The sequence below is a fragment of the Methylobacterium sp. 17Sr1-1 genome (genome assembly GCF_003173775.1).
GTDB lineage: Bacteria > Pseudomonadota > Alphaproteobacteria > Rhizobiales > Beijerinckiaceae > Methylobacterium.
In genome coordinates this window covers 1676596-1688832 of the sequence record NZ_CP029552.1, presented here as the reverse complement: position 1 = coordinate 1688832, position 12237 = coordinate 1676596, and the positions used below count along the sequence as shown (strand labels likewise).

7 protein-coding genes are annotated in these 12237 nt (G+C 70.9%); all 7 read right to left on the bottom strand.

Annotation, left to right across the window (positions count from 1 at the left end; all coding sequences use genetic code 11):
• Positions 1-18: 18 nt before the first annotated feature.
• Complete coding sequence (locus tag DK412_RS07545; protein ID WP_109971452.1) at positions 19-3357, bottom strand: rhamnan synthesis F family protein; 3339 nt, start codon at positions 3355-3357, stop codon at positions 19-21.
• A 75-nt stretch (positions 3358-3432) separates the two neighbouring features.
• Complete coding sequence (locus DK412_RS07540) at positions 3433-4497, bottom strand: GSCFA domain-containing protein (RefSeq protein ID WP_109971451.1); 1065 nt, start codon at positions 4495-4497, stop codon at positions 3433-3435.
• Complete coding sequence (locus tag DK412_RS07535) at positions 4494-5258, bottom strand: hypothetical protein (RefSeq protein ID WP_109971450.1); 765 nt, start codon at positions 5256-5258, stop codon at positions 4494-4496. Before DK412_RS07535 ends, DK412_RS07540 begins: the two co-directional genes overlap by 4 nt.
• On the bottom strand, positions 5255-6337 hold the full coding sequence (locus tag DK412_RS07530; protein WP_109971449.1) for an FkbM family methyltransferase: 1083 nt from the start codon (positions 6335-6337) through the stop codon (positions 5255-5257). The genes DK412_RS07535 and DK412_RS07530 overlap by 4 nt, the downstream gene beginning before the upstream one ends.
• A 64-nt stretch (positions 6338-6401) precedes the next feature.
• Positions 6402-10076 carry a glycosyltransferase gene (locus tag DK412_RS07525; protein WP_162596143.1) on the bottom strand — a complete coding sequence of 1225 codons (3675 nt, stop codon included), beginning with the start codon at positions 10074-10076 and terminating at the stop codon, positions 6402-6404.
• A gap of 116 nt (positions 10077-10192) precedes the next feature.
• Positions 10193-11230, bottom strand: a complete 1038-nt coding sequence (locus DK412_RS07520; protein WP_109971447.1) for a glycosyltransferase — start codon at positions 11228-11230, stop codon at positions 10193-10195.
• A 65-nt stretch (positions 11231-11295) separates the two neighbouring features.
• Entirely contained in the window at positions 11296-11982 is a 687-nt protein-coding gene (locus tag DK412_RS07515; protein ID WP_109971446.1) for a hypothetical protein, read from the bottom strand.
• Between the last annotated feature and the right edge of the window lie 255 nt (positions 11983-12237).

The window sequence follows — 12237 nt, the reverse complement described above, 5'->3', positions numbered from 1 at the left end:
CGACCCAGGCCCCCGCCCTCACTCCCCGTCGCGACGCGTACCCAGGCCGCGCACCGCCTCGGCAAGCCGCGGGATCATCGTGCCGAGATTGGTGTGGCCGCCGAAGAACCAGCCCGCCCTGTCCTCCCCGCGCCAGCCGATCGCCGGGTCGTCGGTCCACGCGCCGGCCATGTCCCGCAACGTCCGGCCGACGGCGTCGAGATCGAAGGACTCGAACGCCGTGATGTTGTCGTGCAGGCGGGCCATGTCCTTGTTGCCGTAGTTGTTCGTCAGCACCCGCACGCCGGCATGGGCCAGTTCGAGCGGCGGATAGCTCGGATGGGGCGAGATCATCAGCGACATCGCGAGCGCCGCCCGGGAGGCGAGGTCGCCGTAGCGCGCGAGGGACAGGCGGCCCTGGATCTCGATGCGGTCGGTGCAGCGCAACTCGCTCGCGTCGAAATCCTCGCCGATCGCCACGAAGCGCCAGTCGCGCCAGAACTCCGGATCCGCGTCGATCACCGTGCGCACGGTCATGTCGAGGAAGTGCAGGCAATTCCGCTCGGCATGGGGCCGGGCGTAGAGCAGGACGATCTTCTCCTTCTGCGTGTCGCGGACGATGTGACGGTCGATGTTCCGGTTGATGCCGGGATGGAGGACGTAGCCGCCCGTAAGCCGATGGTTGGCCTCGAAGAACTCCTGCAGGAGGCCGGTATTGAAGATCGGCAGCACCGTGTCGGGCTGGCGGTAGGTCCGCTCCGCCAGCGCGTATTTCGTCGACCACGGGTAGAACCCGCACTCGTAATCCTGCACCAGGTAGAGGAACTTCTCGGGCCGGACGGAGAAGAGTTCGGCCTGCTGGCGCAGGATGTCGAGGGCGCCGCTCGCCGTCCACCACGCCGTCGCGAGCAGGATGTCGGTCTCGCGGAAGAAGACCGGGTAGTCGTAGCGCCGGGACGCGTCGACGATCGTGTTCCGCCCGGCGACGTCCTGCGCGAGCGGCGAGACGATCTCGAACGAGGGCGGGGGCTCGTAGTGGTGCCCGATGCTGACGTCGGTCACGACGATCCGGGCGTCGAACGCGTCCTTGAGCTGCTCGCAGAGCGCGGCGAACACCTCGAGCGCCGTCGCGATCCCGGCATAGCCCTTCTTCTGGTCGATGAGCGGGATCAGCAGGTTGAGCCGCGGCCTGGTGACGGGGCTCGGGCGCACCAGGTATCCGGTGCATTCCGGATAGTACTTGCGGGTCAGGCCGAGGTCGCGGTCCGTCGGCAGGAAGCGGTTGCCGATCGGGCGGTCGGCGCGGCTAGAGCCCTTCACGATCGCGTTGCAATCGCGAAGCTCTCTAGGTCTTTGATTTTGCCGCATTTTCTTCGCGCAACCGGCGGCCACTTGGTCGGAAAATGCTCTAGAGCACCGCCCCATCGCCCTGCGATCGGGCAGTGCTCCAGGTGATTGATTCTGCCGCATTTCTTGCGACGAACCGGTATCCACTTCGTCGGACAATGCTTGAGGCTCAGCCGGCGCCCCGTCGGCGGCCGGGCGCTGGACGACCCACTCGTACCCGGCCATCTCGACGAAGGAGAAGACGCTCCGCTCGATCGCATGCGCCAGGGTGCCGTCGACCTGGCCCGCCTCCGGGTCGAAGTGGCAATAGTCGAGGTCGAGATCGAGCAGCCTCGCGAGCGCCTTCGGCTTGAACCAGAACATCGAGCCGCTGGGGAAATCGAGCACCGCCTCGGTGCCGATCCGCTCGCCGCAGAGCCGGAACAGGCGCGAGACGGTGTCGAAATTGCCGCCCCACTGGATCAGCGGCTTGATCGGCGCGAAATGGTCGGGCGCCACCGCCCCGATCTCCGGCCGCGCCAGCGCCGACAGGATCGCCGCGACGACGGAAGGCGTACCGAGATTCGCCTCGAACAGGTAGTCGCGCCACTGGTCGAAGCCGCCGTCGTAATGCGTCGACTTCTTGGTGTGGATGTGGAGCGCGACGTCGCACGTCCTGAGCACGTCGCGGAACGCCACCACGAGCGGCGCGATATCGCGCCCGCGATTCGGCACGACGCGGATGACGAAGGGGTGCAGCGACCGTTCGGCGAAGACCGCGTTGATCCGCTTGGCGTCGCTCAGCGTCGTGGTGGAGATGTAGATCGTGCAGTTGCCGGGGATGTTGTTGGTGTAGCGCGCGACGTACTCGCTGAGATCGCTGTAGAAGATGTGGGCGAACACGCCGATCGCGGCCTCGTCGGGCAGGCGCCCGCCGAGGGCGCCGAGGGCGGCGATGTCGATGACGGTCCGGCTCGGCGGGAGCGGCCGCGTCGCCGTGTCGACCCGGGAGGCGCGCCGCGGCCGCGCCCCGGATTCGGAAAAGCCGGCGAGGTAGTCGGCCAGCGGGTTGCCGTCGCGGCTCTCGGGATATTGTTCGCGGTAATAGTCCGGCTCGAACAGCGGATGCGGCTGCCGGCCCTCCAGGGCACCCGACTTGGCGTAATGCGTGAGCGGCGCGTCCCGGCTCTCCTTGAGGTCGGGATTCTGCTCGACGTAGAACGCCGTCGAGAACAGCGGGTGCGGATCGATGCCGCCGGCCCGCGACAGCTCGATATACTGCACGAGCGCGGGCAGGTGCGCGACCTCCCGGTAGCGCCGGTGCCGGCGGGCATGCCTGGCGAAGAAGTCGACGTCGAACATCGGGCAGGGGCTGATGTCGGACGGCTTGGTCAGGTAGTGCTCGAGCGGGCTCAGCCCGCCGCAATCGACGGCGTTGCGATAGTGGCGCGAATCGAACAGCGGGTGCGGGTCGCGCGCGGCGTGGCCGCCGTAGATGTAGTCGACGAGGCTGTTGTCGTTGCGCCCGAGCCGATGGGTCTCGCAATACCAGCCGGTATCGAACAGCGGGTTGGGCTGGCAGCCGCGGTCATGCCCCTCGGTCAGGAAGTGGTAGAACGGATCGATGTGGTCGATGTCCTTGAGATATCTTTCGGCATACCACCGCCCCCGGAACAGCGGATGCGGATCGTTGCCCTGCCTCCATCCGGTCTCGATGTAGTGGAACAGCGGATGGATGCTGCTGTCACCGTCCATGTAGGTCCAGCAATACCATTTCGCGTTGAACAGCGGGTGCGGGTCCGCGAGCGCCCCGGCCCCGAGCAGCGCGAAATGCTCGAACGGCGACAGGGCGTCCGCGAGGCCGAGACCGTGGGCGCCGGCGTACCACCGCGCGTCGAAATAGGGCGTCGGGCTCAATCCCCGCTGCCGGCCGACCTCCTCGTAATGCGTCGAGATCCGCGCATTGCTCATCACGAGGTTGTTCTGCTGCGCGTACCATTGGAAGTCGAAATGCTTCATCGTGGCGCCGGACTGGACATGCAGGACGGTCATGGTGCCCCCGTGGGTCGTTGCGTGCGGAAATCCGAGACGGTCGATCGGCCGTTTGCCCGCGACCGTTCCGGAACGTCAGGCGCCGAGCATCGCCTCGTCGCATTCGGCCGCGATCAGGCGGGCGAGGTCGCGAAACAGGCCGTCCGGCCGTGGGACGGGCGGGGCGGCGGCAGGCGCCGGCTCGGCCTCCCGGGTGGCGTTGCGGGCAAAGCTCGCCATGACCTGCGCCACGCCCTCGTCGCTCACCGAGCGCAGGTCGTCGAGCAGGTAGGCCCCGCGGCTCTGGATGCCGGTGATGATCTCGTAGGACGGGAAGTAGCCGATCGTCTCCGGGTGCCGGCGCGCCAGGATCTCCGCCGCGACCCGCAGGACCGCCTTGGAATAGGTGTTGGAGGAAAGCACGTGCCGGTCCTCGGCCGTCGCCGCCAGCGCCACCGGCGACACGGTGAGGATCAGCCGGGCGGCCGGGTTGACCGCGGTGATCAGCGCCAGGAACGCCTCGACGTCGGCCACGATCTCGTCGACCCCGAGATTGACGAACAGGTGCTGCGCCGGATCGAACCGGCCGGCGGCGACGCCCGGGCAGAGCGGGTAGGCCGCGCCGTCGACCGCCGAGACCCAGGCCTCGGTGAGCCCGAGGGTGAAGACGAGATAGTCGAGCCCCTCGATCAGGCGGCGCACGCAGGCGAGGTGCCGCGCCCGGTCGGTCTCCAGCTCCTCGACCGACAGGAACCCGCCGGGCTGCACGGTCGGGCGGTAGGGATCGTGCCAGCCGCCCTGCGGCCCGGCCCAGGCGCGGTCGGCGGGCGTAAACAGGCCGAGCGCCCGCCGGACGAGCTGCAGCATCTGCCGCGAGGTGTAGACGTTGCCGTAGCGGGCCGAGAACTGGTCGTAGGCGCAGGATGCCGCCACGTTGGCGACGAAGGGGTGGGGGGTCTCGGTGACGTAGTGCGAGAAGCCGCGGGCGCGCAGAGCGCGCCCGATATGCTGGGCAAAGCAGCTCCCCGCCGTGGCGACCCGGTCCCGGTGGCTTAGGCGGAACGGGAAGCCGATTCCCGGATCGACGGCCCCGGGCGCCGGCGCGGCCACGGCGTGGCGCCACTTGGTGTAGGGCGGCGCCTGCTCGTAGGGGTGCTTCATCGGGCGAGCCTCTCGATCTGGTCGGCGACGAGCGCGCCGTAGGCCTCGTTGGCGTGGGTCGAGCTGGTGGGGTGCGCGAGTTCGGGGCGCAGGAAGCCGTCCGGGTCCATCGCCGCCTTCGGCGCCGGGACGAAGGTGAGGCCGAGCGCCTCGCAGGCCTCGGCGAACAGGGTGGAGTGCAGCCGCCACATCTTCAGCCGCAAGCCCGCATCGGCCACCCGTGCCGTGGGGTGGCGCTCCAGGAAGTACGGGTCCATCCGGGCGCGGATCAGCGCCTCGTCGCGCAAGGGGGGTGGCGATTCGATGTGGAAGCAGAGCTCCGGCACCGCCGCCTGGGCGGCGTAGAGCATCGACAGGTCGCCCTCGTGGAGGATCTGCCGGACGGAGAGCCGGATGGTCGCGTAGGGAATCGGCTCGGCCCCGGGCAGGAGCGGTCCGGTCTCCCCCGGCATGTGGAAGTCGAAGGGCGGCTCCGTCGCCATCAGGGCGAGCACGTTGTGGGCGTTGCCGGCGATCGTCGAGATGCACAGCGTGCCCGGTCCGATGCGGCGGCGCAGATCCGCCTCGATCGCGGGGTCGAGGCGGATGCCGTCCTCCGTCGCCACCACCGGGCTGCCGCCCGAGGGCAGCCCGATCATGCCCCAGCCGACCGGGGCGGCGCGGGCCTGGAGCGCCGCGACGATGCACTGGGTGTGGCTGTGGCCGATCAGCAGGATGTCGCGGGCGGCGACGGCGGCGGGGCGGGGCTCGGCGAGGATCATGCGGGCTCGAGCTCCCCGGGGAGGCCGGCAGCGACCCGCGCCGACGCCTGTGCCTCGGCGATGATCCGGGCCTGGTGATCCATGATCTCCTGCGCCTTGATCCGGTCGCGCTCGAGGTCGCGGAAGCGCAGCTCGAGCTGCTCGTGATCGTGCCGGGACACGAAGCCCTCCGGCTCCGGCAGCGCGATCATCGCGCGGTGGAGTACCGGGGGCAGGCCGGCATAGGCGTCCTCCGGCAGGCTCCAGCCGTCGAGGCCGGTCGGGCTCGGCGGCGGGTCGTAGCGGTCGCCCTCGACCGGCGGCAGGTCGAGGCCCGGCGGGGGCGTCCAGACGTGGTCCTGCGGGACGGCCAGCACGTTGACCTCGCAGGTGCCGCCGAAGATGTTGAGAGGATAGCCGTTGGCGTTTCGCCGGTTGAACGGGTTGGCGACGTGCCAGCGCAGGCCGTAGCCGGCGTCGCGCAGCAGGGCGACGATCTCGGCAAAATTCACTGGGCTCGTCTGCTCGAAGTAGATCACCGGCCGGTGGCGGGCGAGGGTGCCCGTCGCGCCGAGCAGCACGTCGAGTTCCATCCCCTCGACGTCGATCTTCATCAGCCGGCAGGCCGGCAGGGCGAGGCAGTCGGCCGTGAAGAGCGGGACCGGCAGGGCGGGCCGCTCGGTCTCCGGCGCGCCGACGACGCCGCGGAACGACACGCAGCCGAGATTGTCGGCGCCGTCCTGCGCGCCGGCGTCGAGGCGCATCACCCGGGTTTCGCGCCCGATCAGCCCCTCGATCCGGGTGATCCGGTCCATCCCGTTGAGGCGGATGTTGAGCGCGAGCACGTCGCTCGCCCGGGATTGCCCCTCGATGGCGATCACCCGGCCGCTCTCGCCGACCATCCGGCCGAACGCGACCGCGTGGCTGCCGACATTCGCCCCGATATCGAGCACGACGTCGCCGGGCCGGACGAAGTGCGAGACGAGGTGGATCTCCTCCTCGGCCCACTCGCCGTAATGGCGCAGGGATTGGCCGATGACGCGGTCCTCGGCGTAGTGCGCGAGGAGCCCGTGCCGGGCCTTGTGGACGCTGATGGTCATGCGGATGCTCCTGTCTTCTCTCCGGCAGCGCGGGGCGGGGTTCGAGGCGGGGCCTCGGGGGACGTCAGGCCGCGAGCGGCAGGGCGAGGTCGAGGACGAGGTCGAGGGGCAGCAGGACCGCGTCCGGGCCGGCGCCGTAGCGCAGCCGTGCCGCGTAGCGGCCGGGCGGCAGCGCCCCGCAGGGCACCAGGGCCTCGAAGCCCGCCCACGCCGCCTCGGCCACGCCGAGATGCGCGGCGACGTCGTCGCGGCGCATCCGGGAGAGCCCGGCGCGGAGCGCGCCCTGCGCCCCCACGAGGTCGAGCGCGACCCGGTCCGCGCCGCCCAAGGCCGGCACCCAGGCCCAGCCGCGCAGGTAGAGGTGGCGGTCGCCCTCCGGTGCGTCGCCCGGCCCGGTCTCGACCTCGTCGAGGGCGATCCGGTGCTCCGGCGGCGCGTGGTCGGGCTCCTCGGCGACGGGCGCCGTCTCGCAAGGGCCCACGACGCGATCGGGGCGGATCAGCACGGCCTGTCCGGTCTCGTGCAGCAGGGTCTCGCGGCGGTCCGACTGGGCGACGACGACCCGGTACAGGCCGGGCGGCGCGAAGCCCGGGGAGATCTGCGCCCGGAAGCCCCCGAAGGCGAGGAGCGGGTCGGCGGCGGTGAGGGCGGCGGGCGCCCGGCAGCGCGCCGCCCGGATCCAGACCGGGGTCGCGCCCGGCCGCAGGAGGCCGAGGGCGACGTCCGGCAGCACCCGCCGCCCGGCCCGGTCCGCCGCCCAGCCCTCCAGGCCGAGCGACCCGCCCGGCGCCGAGGCGCCGCCGGGATCGGCGCGGGTGATCGCGCCGTCGCCCCGGACCGTGCGGACCTGTCCGGCCCCGCGCGTCGGGTCGGGATCCGGCTCGGCTCCGGGCGCCTCACCACGGGCAGGGTCTCGGGCGCCCGCCTGCGCCGCGCCGCGCGTCACCGCGATCTCCCCGAGGGGGCCGAGATCGGCGACGACGCCGTCGTAGATCTGCAGCAGGCGGACCGCGTAGGCGCCCGGGTGCAGGTCGTGGAGGTCGAGGTCGAGGTCGAAGGCGAAGCCGCTCGCCTCGGCCTCGGGCGCGGCGAGATGGGCCCGGACGTCGCCGCGCGCCACTGGCGGGCTCACCGCGTAGATCTCCCGGGCCTCGCCCTTGAGGTGGAGGATCACGTCGAGCGGCCGCCCGCGCCCCTCGACGAAGGCCCAGCCCCGCAGCGAGAGGGCGCGGCGCAGCACGACCCGCGGCCATTCCGCCGGCTGGTGGTCGCCCTGCACGGCGTCGATGCTGAGGCGGACCGGGTCGTGCCCCGGCTCCAGGCGCGCGAGATGGGAAAAGCGCGCCGGGAAGGTGCGCCACAGGGTGTGGGCCTGCGCCTCCCGGGCGGGACGGTGGGGCGGCGCGTCCCAGCCGCTGCCCTCCTGGACCCAGGACGGGGTGTTGGTGCGCAGGCCGCAGGCCCGCAGGCTCAGGATGTAGTCGCGCTCCGGGCGGAGCGGCGCCGCGGGCGGGCGGACGGGACTCTCGGCGATCAGCCCGCGATAGATGCCGGAGAGCGCGGCGACGTGCTCGGCGGGCGACACGCTGCGGCAGGACGAGGCGGCGTCGCGCATCGCCGTCAGGCGCTCGCGGTCGCGGCTCAAGGAGCGCAGGATGTCGCAGACGTGCCCGGCATCGTCGGGGGAGACCTTGAAGCCGTCGATGCCGTCCCGCACCCGCTCGGCCGGTGCGCCGAGATCCGAGACCAGCGGCACCGCGCCGGCGTCCCGGGCCTCGTTGAGCGAGATCATGTAGGTCTCGGGCCAGGTCGACAGGTGCAGCGAGACGTCCATCCCCGCCATCAGCCGCGGCAGGTCCTGCACCGCGTAGCCGCCGCGGATGGTCACCCGCGGCAGGGCCAGCGCCCGCAGGTGCCGGTCGAGGTCCGGATCGGGGACCGCCCCGAGGATGTGGAACTCCACCGGCTCGTCGCGCAGGGCGGTGAGGACGCGCAGGATCGTGTCCGCCCCCTTCGGCCGGGTGAAGTTGCCCGGCACCGCCACCCGCAGGGCCGTGCCGACCGGGGCCCTCTCCGCAGCCCGGAGGTTCCGGTGGCTTGCGGGCGTCAGCATCTCGACGATCCTGATCCGCTCCGCCGGCACCTCCGGGTAGATCGCCCGCAGGTAGTTCGCCGTGAAGGGCGAGTTGGCGACCAGGACGTCGAAGGCCTCGATCATCCGGGCGACGAAGTTGCGGCGGCGCTGCTGCGCGCCGGCCGGGATGCCCTTCGCCGAGAGGCAGATGTCGCACTCGGTCGGCGAGCGCCCGGCGATGTTGCAGTAGCCGCCGCGGTAGTCGAGCAGGTTGAAGTGGCTGCAGACGAGGTAGAAATCGTGCAACGTGTAGAGCGAGGGGACGCCGCAGGCCCGCGCGATCAGCGGCAGCGAGAGCGGCATGCCGATCAGGTGCTGGAAATGCACGAGGTCGATGTCGTTCTCAACCAGGATCTGCTCGAAGACCCGCTCGTGCGCGGCGTCGTGCAGGGTCTCCATGCCGGCGGCGTGGGGAACGCCGTAGAGGTGCTGCTCGCCGGTGCGGTGGGCGATCAGCGTGTAGGCGGCGGCGCCGTCGACCACCCGGGGATACAGGGTGTAGACGTCGAAGGCCGTCGCACCCTCGGCGAGCTCCTGCTGGTAGACCTCGACCCCGCCGCCGGGAAGATGCCCGGCCACGTTGTGGGTCACGAGGAGAAGCCGCTTGCGGGCCTCCACCCGGCCGGCGGGCGCGGGAGCCGGGGCGGCGACGCCGGTCAGCGCCGAGAGGATCGCGGCGACGCGGTGGTCGTAGAGGTGCTCGGCCCGCGCCCGCTCGCGGGCGGCCTGCGCCATGGCGATGCGCTCCTGCGGGTGGTCGAGCGCCCGGGCGATCGCCGACAGGAGCTCGTCCTCGCTGTCGCAGAAGGCGATCTCGCGCTCGGTGAAGTAGCGCGTCGCCTCCGCCCGGCCGCCGAGCGCGATCTGGAACGCTCCCGCGAGCGCGTTCTCGAACAGGCGCGGCGGCGGCGTCGTGCCGCTCGCCTGGTCGGCCCGGGCGGAGGAGAACTTGCGCTCCAGGCTCAGCGTGATCCGGCTGCGGTTGGCGATGCGGGCGAGCTCGGGATTCGGCACCCGCCAGTTGGTGACGAGCGATCCGTCGCCGAGCACGACCGGCGGCAGGTGCGGGTTGGTGGGCAGGCCGATCTTCATCCGCAGCGGCCGGTCGAGCCCGTCGATGATGCGGTTGATCGTCCGCACCCGGTTGGGCCAGGCGGTGCCGACGAAGCAGACGTCGTACAGGAAGGCGTCGTCGTCGCGGATGGGGGCGAGGTCGTGGAAGAGCCGGCTCGCCGCGAGCGGGAGATGGTGCGCGTTCGCCCCGTAGGCGGGCAGGACGCCGAGATCGTTGGTGAAGACGAGGTCGAAGGGAGCGGCGACGCGCCGGTTCTCCTCGAGCTCGTAGGGATCCTCCGTGGTCCAGAGCACCGAGCGGGCCGCCATGGCGCAGAGGCGGCCGAGCACCGCGAGGTCGCCGCCGGACCCGCCGAGCGCCAGGAGGGTGTCGCAGCCCCCGCGCCGGAAGAGGTCGATGGCGTTGCCGTAATCGGCCTGGCCCACCCACTCGACCGCCGGGTGTCGCTGCAACGCGTCGACGATCGCCAGCGCGATGTAGGAGTTGTGCGTCTGCGCCGCGGTGTCCAGCACGAGAACGCGGAATGTCATGCTCATGACGTGCCCATGGTGTGGCGGCCGGGACGGGGCTTGCACCCGCCCGTTGCCGCGCCGGATCGGCCGGTTTTCGGTTCGTCGTCTTCGGTTTGTCGCTTCGGGCTCGCCGCCTATTCGGCCGCGATCGCGAGGGGCACCGCCCCCGGGGCTGAGGCGCGGCGCGGCATCAGGCCGAGCAGGCGCAGCTCTCCCAGCAGCGTCTCGGCCCGCCGCGCATAGGTGTGCTCGCTGAGGGCCCGCTCCTGCGCGCGCGCCGCCACGGCTAGGAGGGCGTCGGGCTCGTCGCGGGCCCGTTCGAGCCAGCCTTCGAGGTCGCGCGCGCCGTCGATCAGGATGATCTCGCGGTCGCGCTCGAAGTAGTCGAGCACCTCCAGGCTCTCGGCGACGAAGAGCTGCGCCGAGCCCATCAAGGCGACCTCGAAGGTCCGCGGGCCGGGCGTCGAGGGCGCCAGGTTGTAGCGCGCATTGGCGATGCTGAGATCGCGGCCGATATTGAGGGTGAGGAGGGCGCGCGATGCCGTCTCGGCGAAGGCCGAGGGCGACAGGCGCTCGTTGCGGGCGAAGGGCAGGTCCTGCGGCCACTGGTCCCCGGACACGGCGGTGCGGTGGCGCCGCAGCAGGGGGGCGCCCTCGCGCAGGAAATCGATGCGGTTCTGGTAGGCGTAGCCGCAGAAGAACAGCGCGAGGTCGCGCGGGGCCGAGCGATCGACCGGCCGCAGATGGGTGTGCGGGCAGGCCGCCAGGGGCAGGTGCGCCGCCGGCACGTCGCCGTAATGCATCGCCGCCCAGCGGTCGGTGCTGAACACGATGTCGGCGATGCCGCGCAGGCGGAAGGCGTAGTCGAACTCGTAGGGATCGTCGTGGAGCCAGAAGGCGAGGACCGCACCGGCCCGGTCGGCGAATCGGCGTAGGCTGCGCAGGTTGCTCGCATCGACCGCGACGCCGCCCACCGCCAGCACCAGATCGGCCGTCACGCGGTCGGCCCCGCGCAAACCCGCCAGCGCCTCGCAGCCAAACTCTTTTACAACCACAGCGTGCGATCCGAGATCGCGCAAGCCTCGCGCCACGTAGGTCCTGATCGCCGCATTGGTGTTGAGCCGGTCCTCGACGGTCCCGGTGACGACGATGGTGAGCGGTCTCTCGATCATGGGGAGGGCATCCGTTCCGAGCGGGAGGAGAGCAGTCGTCCGACGTCCAGAGGGGGGAGGGCTCGTCAGGCGGCCGCGCGGTCAGACGCCGTCCGCGGGCGGAGGGCGGCGCGAAAGACCGCCGCCCAGGCCGCGTCGTCGCCGAGCACGTGCGGGTTGTGGTGATCGAGCCGGTGGACGCGGCAGGCGGGGTCCGGATCGGCGCCCGTCCCGTCGCGGTCGGTGACGAAATGGACCTCGCCGGCCGGTCCGATCGTGTCCTGCACCGCCCGCGTCAGCGCCGCCATCGCCTCGCGGCCGAAATGGAAATTCATCGTCGGCGAGACGCGCACCACCTCGTCGAGGTTCGACTGGGTGTTCGAGACGAAGATCAGGCAGCGCCGAAAGGTCTTCAGCCCCGAGAACCTGTCGAGCAGGTAGGTGAATTTCATCTTCGTCTGCGCGAACGTCTCGTCGAGGGCGACCACGTCGTCCCGGGTGAATTCGTGCCAGAAATGCAGGTTGTGCCGGGGCCAATAGAAATTCGGGTGGACTACGATCTCCCCGGGGTGGTCGGGGAAAAGCCCGCCCGCGCCCATCCAGCTGGCGAAACTCGCCGGCGGCATGATCAGCCAGTCGAACGGCCCGGTCGCCTTCACCAGCGGCTCGCCGAGCAGATCGGACAGGAGATCGACGTGACGATCGATCTGCCACGCCGTCTGGCACGACACGCCGAGACTGATGATGGCCGTCTCTGTACCGAATGCGGACATGCGAGTTCCTTGTATGAACTCTTCGACAGAAGACTATTCGTACGAAACCAGGGTCCGGCGACGTGCGCTCAAGCGACGGCGTCTGCCCGGCCCGGATCGGTGGGTTGGCTTATGTTGGTTGCATACAAATTTTTTCGCAACCCCAGATTTAACTTTCTCGGCCCCAACGGTCCCTGCCGCGTCCATCGCCCTCTGGCGATCCACCGCTCGCCCGAGAGGATTGTGGCATGCTCGCAACACGCGATTTTTTATCAA